The organism is uncultured Pelagimonas sp., assembly GCF_947498515.1.
Taxonomy (GTDB): domain Bacteria; phylum Pseudomonadota; class Alphaproteobacteria; order Rhodobacterales; family Rhodobacteraceae; genus Pelagimonas.
The window spans coordinates 60,406-82,837 of the sequence record NZ_CANMKO010000005.1 but is presented as its reverse complement, the minus strand read 5'-3'; the positions used below and the strand labels follow the sequence as shown (position 1 = coordinate 82,837).

The following is a 22,432-nucleotide window of genomic DNA, read 5'->3' as shown; positions in this document are numbered from 1 at the left end:
GGTGGTCAGGCGCTGTTCCACTCCTTGGGCATAACCGGGGTAAGCTCTAGCAACTTCTGGGTATAACTGGCCTGTGGCGTTTCAAACAAAACCTCCGACGGGCCAAACTCTTCGATACGGCCATGGCGCAAAACCACCATATCATCGGCCATCTGCCGCACGACGGCCAAATTGTGACTGATAAAGAGGATTGTTAGGCCAAACTTTTCCTGAAGGTCCTTTAACAGGTTGAGGATTTCGGCCTGAATGGACACATCCAAGGCCGATGTCGGCTCATCACAAATCAAGAACCTTGGTCGCGCCAACAAAGCCCGCGCCACGGCGATCCGTTGCCGTTGACCGCCAGAAAACTGATGCGGGTATTTGTCGATTGCATCCGGAGCCATACCAACCAGATCAAGCATATCCGCCGCCAAAGCACGGCGTTCGTCTTTGTCTTGCACAAGGTCATAAAGCCACAGCGGTTCTGACAGGATGTCACCGATGCGGTGGCGGGAATTGAGGCTTGAATAGGGGTCTTGAAAGACCATTTGGATCAACTGTCGCGACGGGTGTCGGCGCCCGCGCGCCTTGCCGGTTGGCAAGGGGTCGCCGCCCAATTTCATCTCGCCGCCGCTTGGCGGCACCAACCCTGTGATGGCTTTGGCCAGTGTCGATTTACCCGATCCGCTTTCCCCGACAAGGCCAAGGATACTGCCCGGTTTCACCTCAAAACTCACGGAATGCAGCGCCGTAAACGGCTCGGGGCGCCGGAACAAAGAGGTGCGCACACCGGGGAATTGCACCTGAAGCGCGTCGATGGTCAGGCCGATTTCGCTCTGTTGCTGGCCTTGCAACAACCATTGCTCGGCCCGCGACACGGACCCATCGCTGTCATGGGTTTCTTCGGGAACGCGAAAGCGGCGCAGCTTGCGATCAAGCGGCGGAACCGCATCCATCAACCCGATTGTATAACTCTCTTGCGGGGCCCCTAAAACCTGTGCCGTTTTGCCGGTTTCCACCACACATCCCCGCCGCATAACCGTGACGCTATCGGAAATTTGTGCAATAACACCAATATCATGGGTGATGAGAATAAAGCCGATTTTGCGGGTATCCGCCAAGGTGCGGATGAGGTCCAGAACCTGACTTTGCACCGCAACGTCCAAGGCGGTGGTCGGTTCATCGGCGATGATCAATTCGGGATTGGTACAAAGCGCAAGGGCAATCACCACCCGTTGGCGCATCCCGCCGGAAAACTGGTGCGGATAGGATTTGATCCGTTCCGCCGCGCCGGTGATCCCGATTTCTTCTAATAGGTCGATGGCGCGGGTGCGGGCGGCGGTTGTGCCAATATTCTCATGGGCTTGGATGGTTTCAATCAGCTGGTCTTCCACCGTCATCAGCGGATTCAGGCTTGTCTGCGGGTCCTGAAAAATCATCGAGATGCGTTTGCCGCGAAGCGCGTGGGCCTCACCGGGATCAAGAGCGCGAAGATCGGTGTCGCCCAATTTGAGGTCACCCTCGGCGATATATCCTGGCGTTTGCAACAACCCGATAATCGCGGCGCCAACGGTGCTTTTGCCAGCGCCACTTTCGCCAACCAAACCGTGAATTTCGCCGGGTTGGATACAAAGCGACACATCCTCGATGGCGGTGATGTCGCCAAAACGTGACGGGAATTTAACCGTGAGGTTTTCAACAGTAAGCATCAGCGCAACCTCGGGTTAAAGACATCGCGTAGGAAATCCCCAAGAATGTTGATCGACACCACAAGCGCCACAAGGAACAGCGTCGGAATCCACAAAATCCACCATTCCCCCGACAACATGAACTGCATCCCGATCCTGATAAGCGTCCCGAGCGAGGGGCTATCAGCAGGCAAGCCAATGCCAAGGAAGGACAGCGTCGCCTCCAGCAAAATGGCCGAGGCCAGATCAACGGTCATTATGACCAAAAGCGGCCCGAGGATATTGGGCAGAATATGCACAAACATAACGCGGATGGGGCGCTGCCCCATGATAATCGCCGCCTGCACATACTCCTTTTGCATCTGCACAAAGGTCGACGCGCGCGCGGTACGGGCAAAGTTAACCCAAAGTGACAAGGCAATCGCCAAGGTTAGAACCGCGATCCGCAGGTCTTGCTGCATATCGGCGGGCAACACGCCGCGCGCAATCCCATCGATCAACAGTGCGGTTAAAATCGCCGGTAGGGCGAGTTGTATATCGGCAATGCGCATGACCACGGCGTCAAACCGCCCGCCGTAATACCCCGCCGCAAGCCCAAGACCCACGCCAAGCACCGTCGCAATCACCATGGCCGACAACCCGATGATCAACGATAGGCGCGCGCCGTAAAGAATTGATGAGACCATATCACGGCCCTGATCGTCGGTTCCCAGCAAGAATTTCGGGTTAGCCCCCTCTTGCCAGACCGGCGGCAACAACCCGTCAAACAGGCTAAATGAGCCAAGATCATAGGGGTTCACCGAGGCAATCCACGGGGCAAAGGCCGCGCCTATAAATGTGAGCAAAGCCACCAAAGCCGCGAGTATCGCGGCGGGTGAATGGATAAAGAGCCAGACCCCTTCGGAACGTTTCAGAAACTCTTTCATGACACGTCCTTGATCCGCAATCGCGGGTCGATTGCCACATAGAGAAGGTCAACAATCAGGTTCACCAGCACAAAGAAAAACGCGATCACCACAAGGTAGACCCCCATAACCGGGATATCGACAAAGCGGATCGATTCAAGGAACAAAAGCCCCATTCCGGGCCATTGAAAGACGCTTTCGGTGACGATGGAAAAGGCAATGACGCCACCAAATTGCAGACCGACAATGGTGATCACCGGCACCAACGTATTGGCCAGCGCATGGCGGAAATAGAGCCGCCCCATCGGCACACCGCGCGCCGTGGCAAAGCGAATATAGTCGGATCGCATCACCTCCATCATCTCGGCCCGGACCAATCGCATGGTCAACGTGAGCTGATAGACACCAAGCGTCAGCGCCGGAAGGATCAACGCCCGCCAGCCATCAACCGTAAATAAAGAGCTTTCCCAACCGCCAAGTTGTACCGTGCCACCGCGCCCAAATGTCGGCAGCCAACCCAGCTGAACACCAAACAGGAAAATCAACATGATCCCAATGACAAAGGTCGGGATCGACACCCCTATCAAGGTGGTCATTAAGATGGTTTGGGTTACGAACCCACGCGGACGCAACGCCGTATAGACCCCGGTGGGAATGCCCACGAACAATGAGATCAACAAGGCCACAATCCCAAGTTCCAAAGTCGCCGGGATCCGGGTCACGATCATCTCGGCCACCGGCTGACGAGTCCGATAAGAAAAGCCGAAATCACCCTGTAGCAAATTGCCCGTAAAACGCGCGAATTGCAGGACAAACGGGTCGTTTAGCCCCAAGTCCTCACGAAGGCGTTCTTGGTCCTCAACCGATGTTTCGACGCCGGTCATTTGGCTGACCGGATCGCCAACAAATCGGAACAGGGAAAACGCCAGAAAGGCGACGGCCAGCATCACAAAGACCGATTGGGCCAGCCGTTTGAAAATGAAATAGACCATACCCGCGTTGAACGTCCCGTCCCTTTAGCCCCTCCGGCACCAATCCGTCCCCTTCGCGGTTTCTTCTTTCCAGAAATATCCCGGGGTGAATTGGTCGTCTTGCGACCAAGAGGGGCAGCGCCCCTCCCGACCTTTTTTTCACAACCGACGGCGCGGCTTAGTTCACAGTAACCCAGCGCAACATAAAGAAGTTGTCGGCGCGCTGTGTCAGGTCAACATTGTCTTTGGCGGCCCAGATAAGCGGCTGGGTGTAAAGCGGGATATAGGCCACTTCGGATTGGGTGGTTTTGACAACCTCATCAATCATCATCTGCCGTTTGGCCGGGTCGATTTCCTGCTGAATCATCGGCAGCAACTCATCGACGCGGGCATTGGAATATCCGCCAAAATTCCACGAACCGAGCTTTTTGTCGTTGTCTTGGCTATGCATCAAGAAACGGATCGGGTGTTCCATATCAAAGGTGCCCGGCGACCAGCCCAGCAGATACATATCAAAGTCGTCTTCGCGCAGCTGGGGCCAATAATCACGCACTGGTCCGGTGCTCAGTTCGGCCTTGAGACCGACGGCGGCAAACATCGACGCGGCGGCGCGGCACACTGCTTCGTCATTGATGTAGCGATCGTTGGGGCATTTCAGGCCAAAGGAAAACCCGTCCGGGTAACCGGCTTCGGCCAACAATTCCTTGGCCCGATCTGGGTTGTAGTCCGGGCGCGAAGAGTTAGCCTCGGAATAACCGGAAATATCCGCCGGAACTAATTGCGATGCCGGCTCAATCTTGCCCCGGAACAGAACCCGATCAATCGACGCCACATCAATGGCATGCGCGGCGGCCAAGCGCACGCGCGGATCGGCAAAGGGGTTGGCGTCGCTCACATCCGACGAATAAAGCAGCTTTTCATGCTCATGGCCAAAGCCAAACATGATGACGCGGGTTTCTTCGCCTTCAAGAACTTTGAATCCGTCGCGGCTCTCGACTTGGGCAACGTCCTGCAAGGGGATCGGCTGGATAAAGTCGATTTCGCCGGACAAAAGCGCCGCCAATCCGGTGGCGGAATTGCCGATGGGCGTAAACACCGCTTCGGTTAGGTTGTGCCCGGCCTCATCCCACCATCCGGCATGGGGGGCGAGAACGGTTTTCACGCCGGGATCGCGGCTTACCAATGTGAACGCGCCGGTGCCGTTTACGTTCATCGTCGCATAGTTTTCGGCATCGCGGGCGGGCAGGGCGGCGTCATTGGCTTCGGCCCAGCCCTTGTCCAAAATCATGAAGTTGGCGATGCTATCCGGGAATAGCGGGTTGGGCGCTTTGGTCACAAAATCAATGGTGTGGTCATCGACAACGCGCACGTCGGCCACAGGCGCAAACCAGCTACGCACATCGGCGGCCTCGTTCGAGGCGCGTTGATAGGAAAACATCACGTCCTCGGCGGTAAAGTCCGATCCGTCCTGAAACTTGACGCCCTGACGCAGGTTGAAACGCCAGCCGTCTTCGCCCTCAAGCGGCTCCCATGACGCCGCCAATGACGGTTCGATCGACATGTCCTGACCCCGGCGCACCAAGCCTTCGTAGATATTGTTCAAGAAGGAAAGGACCGGTGCAGAATTCACCGCGTGCGGGTCCATCGTTTGCGGGTCCGTAGTCGACGCCCACCTCAAGGTTTCAGCCGAAGCAGATACCGAGAGGCAGATCGCAGCGCTGGCCAAGAGGGTGGAATTTCTGAAGGTGTTACAAGTCATGACGTCTCCCCGTTTTGCTCTGATCGGCGCTAACAGGGTGGCGTTTCCTGTGATCACGTCAAGGTTAAGTTGCGTGAGAAATGTGTGTTTTTGGACCATATGGTCAGTAAGCCCATCAAAACAAAGTGATTTGCCATCTTCATTTGTTTTTTGGAAGGGCCGCGCCCCAATCTGCGACGGTCCCGGTGCCAATGCGTTTAAGAAGATCAATCAGTTGATCGACATTATTGTCAGACAGATCGCGCAGAAAAGGTCGCATTGCAGCTTGGATCAAGTCTGGCGCAGTATTGCAGGCCTCGATCCCAAGCGCGGTCGGCTGAACGGAATGGCCACGCCCGTCTGCGTGGCTTGGTGTGCGGGTGACAAAGCCATCTTTTTCAAGCCGAGAAATGAGACGTGACGCAGTTGTCCGTTCCATGCCGACGAATTTGGCGATCTGGCTTGGCGCTTCGATTCCTTCAAACCGAATGCAGGCCAAAACCGTCCAAGACAGGCGGGTTAAACCAATATCAATCAACGCGCTATCAACGGCGGGTTGCAAGATCAATGCCGCCCGACTGAGGCAATAGCCAAGGTTATCCTGCGCGCTATAGCTTGAAATTTCCTTACTCGGTTCCACAGTAGACCCAAAAATAATCGTGCTTGATGAACGTAAATTCTGACATTGCACTCTAAAAAAGGCAAGAATTTGCTTGAAAATAGGGGATGTGTTGTGGAGTGTTACGTAAAAAGCGTGCAGTTAGCACATAAATACGCCCCCCTGCGGTCCGAATGGAGAATACATGAACCAGCCCTCTTCAGTCATGGTTTTTGCAAAACACTATATCGGTACAGGTGTGGTATGACCCGGTTCTTCTCCTCAAAATCACGGCCTGTTCATATGGGGCCTTACCCGGTTGAGCTTTTGGCGCGCCGCGCGACGGTTGATCTACGCACGGTCCCAAAGATGGAGGCGCTTAGGTTTGAAAACCCTGACACGCCCCATTCGATCATCAACGCCATGCGTGACCATCAGGCCATGTTGGATGCCATCCGTGCCGGGATCGTCAACAATGAGGTTGCCGAGGCTCCAACCGACCCTATTGAACGCGCCAATCATCTGAAATCTTTCGGGTATTTTTCCGACGCGGCGTTGGTCGGTTGTTGCAAATTACCCGCCCAAGCGATGTTGGCGGCCCCGATTTCCAATCCGGACATCGATAAGCTCGCGCATGACCTGCGCACCAAACAAACCAAAACCCTAGCCGCCGGGATTGACCTGATCATGGCCGATCTCAAGGAGTCGATGGAAGCCGACCTTCCGAGTATCGCGGCCCATACGCATGCTTTGGTGTTCCTCTACGAAAACCCGCGTGAGATTGACCCAAGCGAGCCGGGAACCGATTGGATCACCGGGGCCTATGCCCATCGCGCCGCCTTGCTGGCCTCGGAAACGGCGGTGGTCTTGGCCAATTACCTGCGGCTATTGGGGCATGATGCCCGCGCGCATACATCCAGCTGCAGCGACGTTGATTTGAACAAATTGGCCGTGGCCTCCGGCCTTGCTACGGTCGAAAACGGGGTTTTGACCCATCCCTATATCGGCACGCGCTTTGGCCTATCTGTTGTGACAACTAGCTTTGAAATCGCCCCTGATTTGCCTCTGGCCGCGATGGCAGAGCAGCCCAAATCCGCCTTTGGCACCGCGTGGCAATTTGGACTAAACTCGGTCAAAAATGTACGAAATGCCCTGCCTTTCGCGAAACGACGCTTTGTGGATGGGGCGCACCCGTTTGAGCGCCTAAAACGGGTCGACACGCCGACAACCTATATCGACGAAGCCAACGTCGCCCGGGTTCCCAAACGCACCGATATGTTTGCCCGTGCGCAATTTGGCGACATGGGCAAGAAGCTTCAGGACAGCGCTAAGGGTGGTCACTACGTCCGCAAGGCCGCGCCATCCATGGCACAACGCCGCGCGCTTGGGGCGTTTGTGCTTTTGCAAGACGGTGAACAAGAGCCGGTACAAGCCAGATTGAACCCGCAAGACGCCGCTGACCTGATCAAAGCGACAAGCTATTTCCTAGGTGTTGATGCGGTTGGTATTTCGCGGTGCCCCGAGTGGAGTTGGTATAGCCATGACGCCCGCGGTGACGTCATCGATCCGCCCCACGATCAAGCGATCAGCATGGTGATCGATCAGGGTTATGAAACCATGGATGGGTCATCCGGGGACGATTGGATCGCCGTTGCCCAATCGATGCGGGCCTATTTGCGCTTTTCGCTGTTGGGCGGAGTGATCGCCAAACAAATCCGCAACCTCGGCTATTCCGCCAAGGCTCATACGGTGATGGACGGCGAAGTCTTGCAGCCCCCCCTGTTGCTTTTGGCAGGATTGGGTGAGGTGAGCCGTATCGGCGAGGTGATCCTGAACCCCTATCTTGGGCCGCGTTTGAAATCAGGGGCGGTGACCACCGATCTGCCATTGGCGCACGACAAACCCATCGATTTTGGCCTGCAAACTTTCTGCGAAAGCTGCAACAAATGCGCCCGCGAATGCCCGTCTGGGGCCATCACGGCCGGGCCTAAGCTCATGTTTAATGGCTATGAAATCTGGAAATCCGATAGCCAGAAATGCACCACATATCGGGTCACCACTCCGGGTGGGGCCATGTGCGGACGGTGTATGAAAACCTGCCCCTGGAACCTCGAAGGGATATTCAAAGAAGCCCCGTTTCGTTGGACCGCGATGAAAGCGCCGCAATTGGCCCCGGCCTTGGCGCGACTGGATGATGCAGTTGGCAATGGCGGGCTCAACCCGGTGAAAAAATGGTGGTGGGATTTGGAAATCACCGAAGAGGGCGGGTATCGACCCACCAAAACAACCGTGAACGCCCGCGACCTTCAGACCGATTTGGATGTGACGTTTGAGGATCAAACATTGGCGGTTTATCCCGCACCTCTGGCCCCGCACCCCTATCCATACCCCTTCCCAATGGACCGCGAGGCCGGCATTCAGGCCTACAAAGCAATGATCCCCGCATCCGAGTACAAAGCGCGGCGCGCGCAGGGCGATGACAATGTTGTACACCGCTATACCGCCGACGGGGATAGCCCGGTCATTCAGGTTGAAATCACCAAGGCCGAGGAGATTGCCCAAGGTGTGATGCGCTATGAGTTTCGCAAACCCGACAAGGGCGATTTGCCCGAGTGGCAGGCCGGAGCGCATTTGGATTTGGTCGTCGCGCCCGAATTCTTGCGCCAATATTCGATGTGCGGGGACCCGGCGGATCGGTCGAAATACGAAATCGCGGTCCTGCGCGAAGACGCGGGCCGGGGTGGCTCGCAATTGATGCACAGGATTTTCAGCGAGGGACGCAAAGTGTTTGTCTCGCATCCGATCAACCATTTTGCGCTTGATCCTTATGCCACAAAAACGATCCTGATGGGAGGCGGTATCGGCATCACGCCGATGATCGCCATGGCCCATGAATTGCACGCATCAGGGCGGGATTTTGTGTTGCATTATTCGGGCCGTAGCCGCGCCGACATGGGGTTTTTGCCGGAACTGGCGGCAATGCCGTGGGCCGACAAGGTTCACTTACATGTTACCGATGAAAACAGCCGCGCCGACTTTGACCGGTTGTTAGCGGGCTACGAGCCGGGTTGGCATATCTACACCTGTGGGGCAGATCGCTATATGGCGTCGGTTCTTGAGGCTGCGTGCCGTTCTGGTTTCCCAGAGGATGCTCAGCACCTTGAATATTTCTCAGTCCCGGAACAACCCGACTATGAAAACTATGATTTCACTCTGAAATTGGTCAAATCCGGCAAGGCCCTTCAGGTTCCGGCGGATCGAACCGCCGCGGATGTGCTAAACGTCAACGGGTTTTCGGTCGATGTGAAATGCTCGGACGGTATCTGTGGGGTGTGCAAATGCGGTGTGATATCCGGCGATGTTGAGCACCGCGATTTCGTCTTGTCAAAGGCGCAGCGCGAGACCAACATCATCCTATGTCAGTCCCGCGCTGCCGATAAAGACGGCGTCATCGAGATCGATATGTGAGAGTGCTGATCACGACGCCGCCCTGAGTTCAAACTCGAAATCCCGAAGGGTTTCGGGCTTGATTTCAATCGAAAATCCCGGTGCATCGGGCGCTTGATACGCGCCGTTTTTCACCACACATGGGTGTTTGAAATGCTCGTGCAGGTGGTCGACAAACTCGATCCGCTTGCTGTCTTTTTCGCCGGTGATCGCAATGTAATCAATCATCGACAGGTGTTGAACATATTCGCACAACCCGACGCCCCCGGCATGGGGCCAAACCGGTAGATTGTATTTCGCCGCCATAAGTTGCACGGCCAACACCTCGTTTAGACCACCCAATCGGCAGCTATCGATTTGTACTATGTCGATGGCATCATTGGCGATGAACTGCTTGAAAAGAATGCGGTTTTGGCACATCTCTCCGGTTGCAACTTTGATGGGCGCAACGGCTTTGCGGATTTTGGCATGGCCGATCACATCATCGGGGCTTGTCGGTTCTTCGATGAACAGCGGTTTAGCAAAGGCCAGTTCTTTGACCCAATCAATGGCTTGATCGACCTCCCAAACCTGATTGGCATCAATCATCAAGTTCATCTCTGGGCCAAGCTCTTCGCGCGCGATGGTCAGGCGGCGTTTGTCGTCTTCAAGGTTCTGGCCGACCTTGAATTTGGTATGGGTGAAACCGGCCTCTCGGGCCTCGCGACATAGGGTGCGCAATTTGTCATCGCTATAGCCAAGCCACCCCGCCGAGGTCGTGTAACACGGATACCCCTCAGCGCGCAGTTTAGCGATACGGTCCGCCTTGCCCGGCTCGGCTTTCCTAAGAATTTCCAGAGCTTCGTCGGGGGTTAGCACATCCGTGATATAGCGAAAATCGACCAATCTCACGATCTCTTCGGGCGACATGTCACCGACCAATTGCCACACGGGTTTGCCTGCCTCTTTGGCCAACAAATCCCAAACGGCGTTCACGACGGCCCCGGTGGCAAGGTGGATGGCACCCTTGTCGGGGCCAATCCAGCGGAGCTGGCTGTCACCGGTGATATGGCGCCAAAACCGACCCATGTCCGCACGAACCCAATCGAGATCGAGACCAACAAGCAAGTGCCTGATCGCCTCAATCGCCGCCACGCAAATCTCATTCCCACGCCCGATGGTGAACGTCAGGCCGTGGCCTTTATGGGCGCCGTCCGTGTGCAAGATCACATAGGCGGCGGAATAGTCGGGATCGGGGTTCATGGCATCCGACCCGGCAAGGGAGGCCGAGGTCGGGAAACGCAAGTCGTGAGTGGTGAGATCAGTGATCTTTCCCATCAGCCTGAAACCACGTTTTGATGTTGATTTCCAAGCCCTTGGATACCAAGCTTCATCTTGTCACCGGGTTTCAAATAGACCTCCGGCTTTTGTCCCAATCCAACGCCCGGAGGGGTGCCGGTTGAGATCACATCACCGGGTTGCAGCGACATGAATTGCGACAGGTGCGAGATGACGGTGGCCACGTCAAAATGCATCGTCGCGGTTGAGCCATCCTGAAAACGATGGCCATTTACCTCAAGATACATAGGTAGATTTTGCGGGTCGGGCACCTCGTCACGGGTCACCAACCACGGGCCAATTGGGCCGAATGTGTCGCAGGATTTGCCTTTGACCCACTGCCCGGAACGGTGCAGCTGAAAGTCACGCTCCGACAGATCATTAACCACACAGTAACCAGCAATTTGTCCCAAAGCCTCTTCCTTTGGTACATATTTGGTGTGCTTGCCAATCACGACACCAAGCTCGACCTCCCAATCGGTTTTGACCGAGGTGCGCGGAATTTCGACGTCATCATTGGGGCCACAAATCGCCGAGGTCGCCTTGAAGAAAATCACCGGCTCCTCGGGGAGGGCAAGGCCGCTTTCGGCGGCGTGATCGGCATAGTTCAGACCGATGCAGATGAATTTGCCGACATTGCCAACGCAGGCCCCCAAACGTGGATTGCCGTCGACAGCCGGGAGGGTCGACGCATCAAGCCGACGCAGTTTGTCGAGGGATGCATCGCCAAGGGTGTCGCCCGCAACATCGTCAATCACACCACTGAGATCGCGGAGTGTTCCGCTGTCGTCCATCAGACCGGGTTTTTCAGCGCCAAGCGCGCCATATCGCAAAAGTTTCATGTCAGTTTCCTATGTCTTAGATCGTCCAGCCGCCGTCGATGGCGTGGGCCTGACCGGTGGTAAAGCTGCTGTCGTCGCTGGCGAGATAGAGCGCCAGCGCGGCGATTTCTTCGGGGCGGCCGATGCGGCCCATGGGTTGGCGGGCAATGAAATCTTTGAGGGCGGTTTCATAGTCGCCGGTGGCGCGCAACCGGTCGTGCATCGAGGGGCTGTCAACGGTGCCGGGGCAGATGGCGTTACAGCGAATGCCTTGGCCGATGAAATCCGCCGCCACGGCTTTGGTCAGGCCGATCACCGCCGCCTTGGAGGCACCGTAAGCAAAGCGGTTGGGCACGCCGATCATCGAAGAGGCCACCGACGAGACGTTGATAATCGAGCCGCCGCCATTTTCGATCATCAATGGGAGGGTGAGCTTGATCAGGCGGTACATGGCGGTGACGTTAAGCTCAAAGCTGAAATCCCAATCACGATCTGAACAATCCAAAATCGTGCCATGGGCAACAAAGCCGGCGCAGTTAAACAACACGTCCAAGGGCGGCATGTCGGCAACGGCTTTTGCCACGGCCTCGGCATTTGTGACGTCGAGATTGAGCGCGGTGATACCGGGAATGTCGGCCAATTCGTCAAGCGCCGTTTGGTTGATGTCGCTGGCGATCACCTTGGCACCTTCGCGGGCGAAAAGCTCGGCTGTGGTGCGGCCAATGCCCTGACCTGCGGCGGTGATTAGGATATGTTTTCCGGCCAAGCGGCCTTTTTGTTCGGTCATGGTTCAATCCACATGAAAAACTTCGGTCATCATCGACCATTGTTCACCCGTCGCACGAGTGGTTAGCGGTTCTTGACAGGGGTCTGTCAGGGTCCACCATTCGACGGTTTTCGGGTCCTCGGCCATGCGTGCCAAATCCGCCGCGACGTCGGTGCCGTGGTATTCCCAATAGCCAAACAACAGGTTTTCAGGTTCGCGCAAGAAGATGCTGTAATTGCGGATGTTGCTGGCTTTGATCTGCGCCAGAACCTCGGGCCAGACGGCGGCGTGCAGGCGTTTGTAGTCGTCTATTTTGTCTGGCTTCAGGCCGATCACCATGCCCATACGTTGCATTATCCGGCCTCCGTTATTTGTACCACATCAGACAGCGCATCAATCGCCTGCCAGTCCCAATTGATGCCGAGTCCCGGCGTATCAGAGGGAATGCCATGGCCATGTTCGATCCGCATGGTTTCGGCGGTGATCGTATCAAGCTGGGGAATGTATTCCAGCCATTTCGCATTGGGGATGGCGCAGACCAGCGGCAGGTGCAGCTCCATCAAGAAATGCGGACAAACCATGACGTTGAATGCCTCGGCAAGGTGGGCGGTTTTGAGCCACGGGGTGATGCCACCGATGCGGGCAACATCAACCTGCACAATGCTGGCCGCGCCCATTTGCAGATAGTCCTTGAACTGACTAAGCGAATACATGCTTTCGCCCACGGCGATGGGTACGCTGGTGCGTTTGGCCAATTCGACATGCCCGGCTACGTCATCGGCGGGCAGGGGTTCTTCGAACCAACCGATTTTGTAGTCTTCCAGAATGGAGGCACGCCGGATCGCTTCGGAGAGGGAGAAACCCTGATTGGCGTCGGTCATGATCTCATAGCTATCACCGACGGCATTGCGCACCGCCGAGAGCCGCGCGGCGTCTTGGGAGAGATGGGTTGAGCCGATCTTGATCTTGGAGCCGCGAAAACCCTTTTCCTGCATCGCGAGGGCATCATCGACCAAGGCCGCCGGCTCGATATGGAGCCAGCCGCCTTCGGTTGAATAAAGCGGGATACGATCACGATTGCCGCCCGCGGCCTTCCACAGCGGCAGGTTGACCTTTTTGCAATGCAGATCCCAAAGCGCCGTGTCGATTGCGGCAAGGGCAAGCGAGGTGATCGCACCAACAGCGGTGGCATGGGTCGAAAACATCAGATCGCGCCAGATACCGTCAATGCGCGAGGGATCACGCCCGATTAATTGCGGGGCAAGCGTGTGTTCAAGAAGCGCCATAACCGACGGGCCGCCGGTGCCGATGGTATAGGAATAGCCAGTGCCAGAGGCCCCATCGCTGTCATAAACCGTGACGATGGGGGTTTCTTGGCTGACAAAGCTTTGGATGGCATCGGTGCGTTTGACCTTGGGGGCCAGATCGACCATGCGCAGTTCGATATGTGTGATTGTTGCCATCGGGTTAGCTCCGGATCGCTTTGCCGGTCTTCGCGTCAAAGACATGGCATTTGTCCAGAACCATCTGGAATTTCATCGCCTCACCGGGGATGACAGGGCGTGGGTTAAACATCTTGGCCTGCACCTCGGCGCCGCCGAATTCGGTGAACAAAACGGTTTCGGTGCCAAGCGGTTCGGTCAATGTTACCGTCAGGTCGAGCGTGATGATCTCGCCCTCTTCGTCCACCGCATGGCCGATTGGCATGAGGTTGTCAGCGCGAAAACCAAAATGGATGGCTTGGCCATCGTGTAGGAGACCGCGCGCGGTCAAAGGGATAGGAAGGATGGTGCCATCGGTCAGGGTTAGATTGGCCCCATTGACCGTTCCATCGACAAGGTTCATCGGCGGTGATCCGATAAAGCTTGCTACAAAGGTATCGACGGGGGTGTTGAAAAGCTCAAGCGGGGTGCCGACCTGAACGATATGACCGTCGCGCATCAAGACAATCCGGTCAGCAAGGGTCATGGCCTCGACCTGATCATGGGTTACGTAAATGATCGTGTTGCCAATACGTTGGTGAAGTTTCTTGATCTCGGCGCGCATTTGGGTGCGCAGCTTGGCATCAAGGTTCGACAGAGGTTCATCAAAGAGGAACACATCGGGGTGGCGCACAATGGCGCGGCCCATGGCGACGCGTTGACGTTGCCCCCCCGAAAGCTCGGCGGGCTTGCGATCCATCAGTTCATCAAGGCCAAGAATGGCGGCGGCGTCATCCACGGCGATTTTGATCTGATCGGGGTCCTGTTTGGCGATATGCAGCGAAAATCCGAGGTTTTCGCGCACGGTCATATGTGGATAAAGCGCGTAGTTTTGAAACACCATCGAGATGTTACGTTCGCGCGGTGGCAGGTCATTGACCACTCGCCCACCGATGGAAACCTCACCGCCCGAGATGTCCTCAAGCCCGGCAATCATCCGCAGGGTCGTGGATTTGCCACAGCCCGAGGGGCCGACCAGCACCACAAATTCACCGTCCGCGATGTCGAGATCAATGCCGTGGACCGCCTGATGCGCCCCGTATTTCTTGACGACATTTGAAAGGGTTACTTCTGTCATTGTCTTATCCTTTGACGCCGCCGAAGGTCAGGCCGGCAATCAGGTGTTTTTGTACGAGGAAGGTCAGGATCAGCGCCGGGATGATCATCAACACCGCAAGCGCGCACATGCCGCCCCAGTTGATAGTGAATTCAGCGGTGAAATCCAAAAGGCCAACCGGCATGGTTTTCGATCCAACAGATCGGGTCAACTGCGATGCCAGCGCGAATTCGTTCCACGAGGTGAGGAAAGCAAAGATTGCAGCCGAGGCGACGCCGGATTTGGCGACGGGGAATTCGACCTTCCAAAAGGCCTGCCAGCGGGTGCAACCGTCGATTTCGGCGGCTTCGTGCAGTTCTTTGGGGATTTGGCGGAAAAATCCGTCGGTGAGCCAGATGGTGAAGGGCACATTCATCGCAACGTAAACGAGGATCAACCCGAGATGGGTGTCGATGATGCCGACCTTGGCAAAGACGATGAACAGGGGCAGCGATAGGGCCACGCCGGGGACGGCGCGAAACAGCATCAGGCCAACGAAGTAACCGGATTTGCCTTTGAAGCGATAGCGGGCAAAGGCGTAGCCGCCCGACATGCCGATCAGAATGGCGATGAAGGTTGAGACAACCGAAACGATGAGCGAGTTGCGGAAATAGCTAAAGACCGGCACGCCGCCCTCGCCTGCGCCGCCGAACATGGCGCGATAATGATCGAGGGTGAAACTGGGCGTCCAAACCGGCGGTTTGGCCATGATTTCAACGGTGGGCCGGAAGGAATTGAGCACGATCCACAGGCCGGGGATACAGATGACCGCCATGGTCAAGAACAGCGCCGAGAAGTGCAGAACCTTGAGCGCGCGGCGGCGATTGCGGTGGGTTTGATTGCGATCCATGGCTTATGATCCCATCCCGATTTCGGCGCGCGCGGCGCTTAGCTTGCGAAAGAAATACACGGTGAAGAAGATCGACAGGAGGATCGAGACATAGCCCATGGCATTGGCCAACCCCATGCGCGCATCGACGTATCCGGTGCGGCTCATCAGCGTCCAAAGCAGCTCGGTCCGACGGGCGGGGCCGCCACCGGTCATGATTTGCACGATGTCATAGGCGCGGGCGACGTCGAGGCTTCGGATCGTCATGGCGATGTAGATAAACGGCATCAGGAAGGGCAGGGTGATGTGGCGAAAGCTCTGCCATGGGGTGCAGCCATCGACCTTGGCGGCCTCAAGCGGATCACGCGGCATGGCGAACAAACCGGCGAGAATGAGGATCGCAAAGACCGATGTGCTCATCCAGATTTCGGCGAAAGCGATGGAAAACATGGCGAGTTTGCCATCAACCAACCACGGCAAGGCGACGTTAAAGCCCATTGATTGCAAGGCGTTGTTCACAAGGCCGATGTTGTCGTTAAAGATGAACTTGAACTGAAACCCGACAAGGATGGGCGAGAACATCATCGGGAACATCAAAATGGTGCGAAGCGTTCGTTGCCCCCATGTCACCTTGTTCACCATCAAGGCGATGCCAAGCCCGAGCAGCATTTCAAGGTTGAGCGCGATGGTCAGGAACAACACCGTGCGCCCAAAGGCCGCCCAGAATTTCGCATCCGTCAGGATTTTTTCGTAGTTATAGGTTCCGATCCATTTCCACAGCGTCGACGGCCGGGTCAGCTTGTAGGGCGTAAAGCTTGAATAGAGCGAGAAGATGAGCGGGATCAAAACCACGGCTGCGATGACGATGATCGCAGGCAATAGCAATAGAAACCACTCGGGCAAGCGGCGGCGGGGCATATGTCACCTATCGGGGTCGTTTCAGTTCTGGCCGGAGAGGTAGGGGATACAGTCACCCCTCCGGCCTGTGGTGTCCGGGTTTAGTAGTAACCGGATTCCCGCATCAGCTCGTCCACCGCCTCGGCGGCATCATCCAATGCTTCTTTTACGGTTTTATCGCCAACAATCGCCGCCTGAAGTTCGGGGAAGACGATGTTTGTGCTTTCGCCCCATTCCGGGATCGGCGGCACGGCAAAGGCAAATTCCGCACCCTTGGCAAAGGCCGCAAGGGATTCCGCGCGGAACGCATCATCACCGGCTTCGGCGGCGGCGACATTGGCCGTCCAAACGGCGGAGCGGGTGGGGAGTGAACCACCGGCAGATTCCGCCAGCTGGCTTTCTTCGCTGGTCAGGAACGTGACAAGCGAGACAGCCGCGTCTTGGTTGGCACAGTCATTGGTGACCGAGAAGCCGTGATGGCCCGACCAACCGGTGCGGGTAACAGAGCCTTTGGGTTGTACGGCAACGCCGACATTGCCCGCGGCTTTGGACGATTCAGGATCGTTAAAGAACCCGGCCCAGCCCGGCCAATCAAGGTTAAGCGCCACGGTGCCAGAGGCAAAACCCTGACCCAGATCATCCCAGACATAGCTGGTGGTGCCCGCCGGAACGGCTTTGGCGGCGTAGAGGTCAACAAACCACTGCAAGGCGCGTTGCCCCGCGTCGGAATGGAAGATCGGCTTTTTGTTTTCGTCGAGATAGTTGCCGCCCTCGGCCACAACCATTTCATAGAAACGGCCGACGATGGCTTCGTCTTTGCCGGCGTATTGGGTGCCGTAGAAATTCGGAGGATCGGCAAAGAAAATCGCCTGATCTTTGACCTGATCCCAGGTGTCCGGCACGGCGAGATCATAGCCGTATTCGTCTTTGAACGCCTTGGCCTTGGCTTCATCCGTGTAATTGGATTTCAGGTAATACAGGACAGAGACGTCAAATTGTGCGCGTGGCAGCATCAGCAATTCGCCATTGACGGTCGAGGCGTTGATGTTGCCCGGCACAAATTCGGCGACGGTGTCGGCGGCCACTTTGCCGGTCAGGTCGACATAGAGCCCTTCGTATTGCGGGGCAAAAGATGAGTGGTTGGAGCCAACACACCAATTTGTGGTGCCCGCGGCCATGTCAGATTTGATTTCCTTGTCGATTTCAAAGTGGCTCTTCTTTGAAATGATCTCAACCTTGGCACCGGTCGCCGCCTCCCACTCGGCGATGCGGCCATAAAGGCCTTCATATTGCTGGCCCCCAATCAATTTGGCCTCAATCGTGACGCCCTCAAAACTTCCATAGTCGGCAGCAAGGGCCGATTCGGCGACGGCAGTTATTGCCGTGGCAGCTAACAAGCCCCTCATAATATTAGAATTTTTCATCACTTCCTCCCAATTCCGTGGTTGGTTCCCACGTCTTCTCACTGTTGCGATATTTGAATATAAATCAATTATTCAAAAATAAATCAAGCTTGACAGTGCGCTTTGTTTTGGAGAGCTTGGGCAGCACCATTGACAATCAGAGTGAGACCTATGGACGACACCGGTGAAAAATATCGCGCCCCAGCACTGGAAAAGGGGTTAGATATCATCGAGTTACTGGCAGATCACGGCGAGGGTCTAACCCAAGGTGAGGTCGCCAAGGCGCTCAGCCGGTCTCAGAGTGAGATCTACCGGATGCTTTCGACGCTGGTGCGGCGGGGCTATGTCATGCGCTCCGCAAATGGCGATCGCTATGCTCTGAGCCTCAAAATGTTCGCGATCAGCCAGCGGCATTCGCCGATTGGACGCGTGATTGAATTGGCGCTGCCGATGATGCGGGCGATGACGCGCCGGGCGTGGCAATCGTGCCATTTGGGTATGGAAAGCAACGGCGACATAGTCATTGTCGCTTCGGCCGAGTCGCCGGGGAACTGGGGGTTGGCATTAAAAACCGGCACGGTCGTCGGGCTTTGGAACACCGGCACGGGCCGTGTTTTGGCGGCGTTTCGGTCCAAAGACGAAGTCGATGGGTTAATCGAGCTACACCGGCGCGCGATAGGTGAGCCAGAACTAGATCGGGCCGAATTCGAAGGCCATCTCGCCCGAATTCGCCAGGTCGGCTATGAAAAAATGCCCTCGGCCACAACGGTGGGCGTCACCAATATGTCGTTTCCGGTCTTCGGACCGTCGGGGGAAATTGTGGCGGCGCTCAGCTGTCCTTATCTGGAACGTGTCGATGACCATGTGGTGCCCAGCGAGGATGAGATCGTTGCAATGTATGGCGAATTGGCCGCCGATTTAACTGCCCTTTATTGCGGCACCGCACCTCAGAGGCTTGGAGAAAACGGATGACCCTAACCACACGGCGCATTGGCCGCACTGACCTGTGCGTGCCGACCCTTGGGTTTGGCGGCGCGCCGTTGGGCGGGTTGTTGGGCGCGGCCAACGATAGCGAGGCCAGCAAAACCCTTGCAACGGCGCTCGACCAAGGGCTGACCTATGTCGACACCGCGCCGTTCTATGGGTTTGGCAGATCGGAACGCCTTGTCGGCGACGGGTTGCGTGGGCGCAACTATACGCTTTCAACCAAGGTGGGGCGGGTGTTGCACCCCGGTATACCCGACGATCCCGGCGCGATGGGCTGGCCCGATCCGCTACCGTTTCATCCGGTTTACGACTATAGCTATGACGGTGTGATGCGGTCGTTTGAGGCCTCGCTTCAGCGGTTGGGCTTGGATCGGATCGACATCTTATATGTGCATGACATTGGCGCGGTCACCCATGGTGACGCAAATGCCCAACATGTTCACGACCTAAAAACCGGCGGCTATCGCGCATTGGATGAGCTCCGCCAAGCAGGTCGGATCAAGGCGATTGGCCTTGGTGTGAACGAGGAACAAGCCTGTCTTGAGGCGTTGGATTATGGCGATTGGGATGTGTTCTTGTTGGCCGGTCGTTACACCTTGCTTGAGCAAGGGCCATTGGACGGATTGATGGCCGCCTGTCTCAAGCGCGACATGTCCATCGTCTTGGGCGGGCCATTCAACTCAGGGATTCTTGTTGGCGGTCGCACGTGGAATTACGGCGACGCCCCGGACGCCATTGTGCAAAAGGTGCGTGCCTTGTCAGAGTGTTGCCGGGCCTATGACGTGCCACTTCCCGCGGCGGCGCTTCAGTTTCCGCTTGGTCATGCGGCGGTTGCATCGGTTATTCCCGGACTGCGAACCCGCAAGGAGCTGGCCGATACGCTAGACTGGGTGTCTTTGGACATCCCGCAAGACCTTTGGAAAGCGTTGAAAGACAAAGGGTTGTTGGCGCAAAACGCACCTGTTCCAATATCAAACCCCTACACATCCGTGGCTTAACGGTTCTCCAAAGCTTGCCAGATCGCCTCAATGTTTGGGCTTAGCTTTTGTTTGGGCCGAAAGGCGCAAATCTGGACCGACACTTGCCAATCCGGCCCGCCAATCGGGGCCAAGTTTAGGTCGACCTTTGGATCAACCGCCGTTTGTGGCAACCAGCCAACTCCGTACCCAGCCGCGATCACCTCTTTCAACACATCCGACATGTCGCATTGAACACGAACTTTGTAGGGAAGCGGATCGGGGGCGCGATCAAGAACATGTTCGAACAAGCGGGCAAAATAGGCCCGTTGCGAATAGGCCACCAAGGGCACCGGGCGACGCGGCGAACCGGGAAACTCCAAGGTTTTGCGCAGGCTCGGGTCGGTGCTGGCATAGGGGCGAAACAGGTCTTCGCGAATGACCAGCCGTTGATGGTTTTCAAGCGCCTCATGCGGCGGAAGGGCGGGGCAGTCGTGGGCAAATAGGATGTCTGCATCCCCGGCAAGATAGCGGGCCACCACGTCGGATGTCGCGCCAACCAACACGGAAAACGAGCTGCGGTTCTTTTTGCCAAAGATGTCGAGAAACCCTTTGAACTCGGACCGCGCCAACACGCCCGGCATGGCGATCCGCACCTGAGACATGACATCAAATTGGTTGGAGCGAATAGAGGAGCGCGCCTCGAACAAACGTTCAACGGCGATTTTTGCACTTTCCCGGAACTGATCCCCGGCCTCGGTGAGCCGAACCGGGGAGGCCCCTTTGATAACCAAAGGCGTGCCGAGCCATTGCTCAAGCGACTGAATGCGCCGGGAAAAGGCGGCTTGCGACACATTGCGAAATTCGGCGGCACGGGTGAAATTCCGCAGCTCAACAAGAGCGAGGAAATCTTCGAGCCACCGAACATCCATATTGTGTTTTCCTTACAGGCCGATGGCCCGATAGTAATCCGCGATGCGCGCTATGGTGACGGCATAAGCGGCGGTGCGCAAGGTGGCGTCTGGCATCTTGGCCTTGCGCTCCATTATGTCATCAAAGGCGCGGGTCATGATCTCTTCCAATCCTGACCGCACGACATCGATCTCGCTGGTTTCGCGGGCAATTTGGCTCCGCTGACTATCGGCAAGGGGGCGTCCGGCAACCTCTTCGAGGGCGGCAACAACCGCCTGACCGGCATTGGCGGTTTGGCGTTTGTCCATCAGGCCAAAGGGCAGGTGGGTGATGTTCTTGACCCATTCAAAATAGGACACAACCACACCACCGGCATTGACGTATAGATCGGGCAAGACCGTGATGCCACGGCGGGTGAGACAGTCTTCTGCATCGGCGGTGATTGGGCCATTGGCGGCCTCTACGATCAGTTGGTAATTGACCTGTTCACAGTTTTGCGCCGTGATGGCGTTTTCCTTGGCGGCCGGGATCAGAATGTCCGCCGACATATAGGTGAGACCATCGTTGCTTGTTGTGGTTTCGGCACCCGGCAGATGGGTGATTGAACCGGTTTGGTTGCGATGGGTAACCACCGCTTCGACATCAAGACCCAAGGGGTCAAAGATCGCGCCGTCGTGTTCAACAATGCCAACAATGTTCGCCCCATCCTGTTGAAGGAATTTGGCGGCATGGTAGCCCACATTGCCAAAGCCCTGAATGACAACGGTGAGCCCTTCGAGCGTCTTTTGCCCCGCGATCGGAGCGGTGTCGGGGTGGTTGAGATAGGCATTGAGCGCATATTGGACGCCTCGGCCCGTAGCTTCGACGCGGCCCTCAATTCCACCACGCACAACCGGTTTTCCGGTCACACAAGCGGCTTGATTGATCGCATCAGATGTGCCGATTTTGCGGTATTCATCCGCCATCCACGCCATTTCACGTTCGCCCGTACCCATGTCAGGGGCGGGAACATTGCGACCCGGATGGATGAGATCGCGCCGCGCAAGTTCTTGGGTGAAACGCCGGGTGATATGTTCGAGTTCATCCTCGCTCCAATCGGCGGGATTGATTTGCAAAGCCCCTTTGGAACCGCCAAAAGGAATGTTCACCAAAGCACATTTTAAGCTCATCAAAGTGGCGAGGGCTTCGACCTCATCCTGCGAGGCGTCAGGCGCATAGCGAATGCCGCCTTTGACCGGTTCGATATGTTCGCTATGGACCGACCGCCACCCAATGAAGCTATGAATGCGACCGCGCAGTTTGACCCCAAAACGCACCGCATAGGTGGAATTGCATTGCGCGATGCGCTCTGCCAAGCCTTCGGGCAAGTCAACATGAGCCGTCGCCGTGTCGATGAAATGTTCGACACTTTCCAAGAAGTTCTGATTGGGCATTTTGTGGTGATCCTGTTTCACGATTTGCCCCCAAAAGCCGCAAGTCTGGCCATCTGTCCAATGCAGTTATTGCATCATTGATGCGGTATTTGCGGGGCCTAGGCGAAATGGCCGAGGTCGTTCAGAACCTGACGCATGCCTAGGCTTGACCTGGTGTTCGGGAATACGCCGAACCCCAGGGTGTGCATTTGTTAAGACGGGGTGA

Annotated in this window: 19 protein-coding genes; 3 read left to right on the top strand and 16 right to left on the bottom strand. The window is 56.5% G+C overall.

The features are described 5' to 3' along the window. Positions 1–5: 5 nt before the first annotated feature. From Q1A43_RS10825 to Q1A43_RS10805, 5 genes are all read right to left on the bottom strand, one after another. Positions 6–1,691, bottom strand: a complete 1,686-nt coding sequence (locus Q1A43_RS10825; protein WP_299934973.1) for an ABC transporter ATP-binding protein — start codon at positions 1,689–1,691, stop codon at positions 6–8. Then, positions 1,691–2,596 carry an ABC transporter permease gene (locus Q1A43_RS10820; protein ID WP_299934970.1) on the bottom strand — a complete coding sequence of 302 codons (906 nt, stop codon included), beginning with the start codon at positions 2,594–2,596 and terminating at the stop codon, positions 1,691–1,693. The genes Q1A43_RS10825 and Q1A43_RS10820 overlap by 1 nt, the downstream gene beginning before the upstream one ends. Further along, positions 2,593–3,567 carry an ABC transporter permease gene (locus tag Q1A43_RS10815; RefSeq protein ID WP_299934967.1) on the bottom strand — a complete coding sequence of 325 codons (975 nt, stop codon included), beginning with the start codon at positions 3,565–3,567 and terminating at the stop codon, positions 2,593–2,595. The genes Q1A43_RS10820 and Q1A43_RS10815 overlap by 4 nt, the downstream gene beginning before the upstream one ends. A 157-nt stretch (positions 3,568–3,724) precedes the next feature. Next, complete coding sequence (locus Q1A43_RS10810) at positions 3,725–5,305, bottom strand: ABC transporter substrate-binding protein (RefSeq protein ID WP_299934964.1); 1,581 nt, start codon at positions 5,303–5,305, stop codon at positions 3,725–3,727. A 139-nt stretch (positions 5,306–5,444) separates the two neighbouring features. Beyond that, positions 5,445–5,924, bottom strand: a complete 480-nt coding sequence (locus tag Q1A43_RS10805; RefSeq protein ID WP_299934961.1) for a MarR family transcriptional regulator — start codon at positions 5,922–5,924, stop codon at positions 5,445–5,447. A gap of 222 nt (positions 5,925–6,146) precedes the next feature. On the opposite strand from Q1A43_RS10805, the gene Q1A43_RS10800 reads away from it, so the two are divergent. Next, on the top strand, positions 6,147–9,350 hold the full coding sequence (locus Q1A43_RS10800) for a reductive dehalogenase (RefSeq protein WP_299934958.1): 3,204 nt from the start codon (positions 6,147–6,149) through the stop codon (positions 9,348–9,350). A 9-nt stretch (positions 9,351–9,359) separates the two neighbouring features. Here the strand turns inward: Q1A43_RS10800 and Q1A43_RS10795 are convergent, their stop codons facing one another. The 9 genes from Q1A43_RS10795 to Q1A43_RS10755 form a co-directional block, all read right to left on the bottom strand. Further along, on the bottom strand, positions 9,360–10,646 hold the full coding sequence (locus Q1A43_RS10795; protein WP_299934955.1) for an L-fuconate dehydratase: 1,287 nt from the start codon (positions 10,644–10,646) through the stop codon (positions 9,360–9,362). Beyond that, positions 10,646–11,488 (bottom strand): fumarylacetoacetate hydrolase family protein, encoded by an 843-nt coding sequence (locus Q1A43_RS10790; RefSeq protein WP_299934952.1) that lies wholly within the window; start codon positions 11,486–11,488, stop codon positions 10,646–10,648. The genes Q1A43_RS10795 and Q1A43_RS10790 overlap by 1 nt, the downstream gene beginning before the upstream one ends. A 16-nt stretch (positions 11,489–11,504) precedes the next feature. Continuing rightward, positions 11,505–12,254 (bottom strand): SDR family oxidoreductase, encoded by a 750-nt coding sequence (locus tag Q1A43_RS10785; protein ID WP_299934950.1) that lies wholly within the window; start codon positions 12,252–12,254, stop codon positions 11,505–11,507. Positions 12,255–12,257: 3 nt separating this feature from the next. Then, entirely contained in the window at positions 12,258–12,587 is a 330-nt protein-coding gene (locus Q1A43_RS10780; protein ID WP_299934947.1) for an L-rhamnose mutarotase, read from the bottom strand. Continuing rightward, positions 12,587–13,696: a mandelate racemase/muconate lactonizing enzyme family protein gene (locus Q1A43_RS10775; protein WP_299934946.1), complete on the bottom strand. Its 1,110-nt coding sequence runs from the start codon at positions 13,694–13,696 to the stop codon at positions 12,587–12,589. Before Q1A43_RS10775 ends, Q1A43_RS10780 begins: the two co-directional genes overlap by 1 nt. A 4-nt stretch (positions 13,697–13,700) precedes the next feature. After that, the gene (gene ugpC / locus Q1A43_RS10770; protein WP_299934943.1) at positions 13,701–14,792 is read right to left on the bottom strand and encodes a sn-glycerol-3-phosphate ABC transporter ATP-binding protein UgpC; all 1,092 of its coding nucleotides are present in this window, start codon (positions 14,790–14,792) and stop codon (positions 13,701–13,703) included. Between the two features lie 4 nt (positions 14,793–14,796). Then, the gene (locus Q1A43_RS10765; protein ID WP_299923336.1) at positions 14,797–15,660 is read right to left on the bottom strand and encodes a carbohydrate ABC transporter permease; all 864 of its coding nucleotides are present in this window, start codon (positions 15,658–15,660) and stop codon (positions 14,797–14,799) included. A 3-nt stretch (positions 15,661–15,663) separates the two neighbouring features. Then, the gene (locus Q1A43_RS10760; RefSeq protein ID WP_299923333.1) at positions 15,664–16,557 is read right to left on the bottom strand and encodes a carbohydrate ABC transporter permease; all 894 of its coding nucleotides are present in this window, start codon (positions 16,555–16,557) and stop codon (positions 15,664–15,666) included. An 80-nt stretch (positions 16,558–16,637) separates the two neighbouring features. Further along, a complete protein-coding gene (locus tag Q1A43_RS10755; RefSeq protein ID WP_299934940.1) occupies positions 16,638–17,960 on the bottom strand; it encodes an extracellular solute-binding protein in 1,323 nt (440 codons plus the stop codon). A 150-nt stretch (positions 17,961–18,110) separates the two neighbouring features. Between Q1A43_RS10755 and Q1A43_RS10750 the strand changes: the two genes are divergently transcribed. Both Q1A43_RS10750 and Q1A43_RS10745 read left to right on the top strand, forming a co-directional pair. Then, complete coding sequence (locus Q1A43_RS10750; RefSeq protein ID WP_299923328.1) at positions 18,111–18,911, top strand: IclR family transcriptional regulator; 801 nt, start codon at positions 18,111–18,113, stop codon at positions 18,909–18,911. Next, on the top strand, positions 18,908–19,924 hold the full coding sequence (locus tag Q1A43_RS10745) for an aldo/keto reductase (protein ID WP_299934937.1): 1,017 nt from the start codon (positions 18,908–18,910) through the stop codon (positions 19,922–19,924). Before Q1A43_RS10750 ends, Q1A43_RS10745 begins: the two co-directional genes overlap by 4 nt. Here the strand turns inward: Q1A43_RS10745 and Q1A43_RS10740 are convergent. Both Q1A43_RS10740 and Q1A43_RS10735 read right to left on the bottom strand, forming a co-directional pair. Beyond that, positions 19,921–20,814, bottom strand: a complete 894-nt coding sequence (locus Q1A43_RS10740) for a LysR family transcriptional regulator (protein WP_299923322.1) — start codon at positions 20,812–20,814, stop codon at positions 19,921–19,923. The two genes, Q1A43_RS10745 and Q1A43_RS10740, sit on opposite strands and share 4 nt — an antisense overlap. Before the next feature lie 12 nt (positions 20,815–20,826). Continuing rightward, entirely contained in the window at positions 20,827–22,248 is a 1,422-nt protein-coding gene (locus Q1A43_RS10735; RefSeq protein ID WP_299934935.1) for a Glu/Leu/Phe/Val dehydrogenase, read from the bottom strand. Between the last annotated feature and the right edge of the window lie 184 nt (positions 22,249–22,432).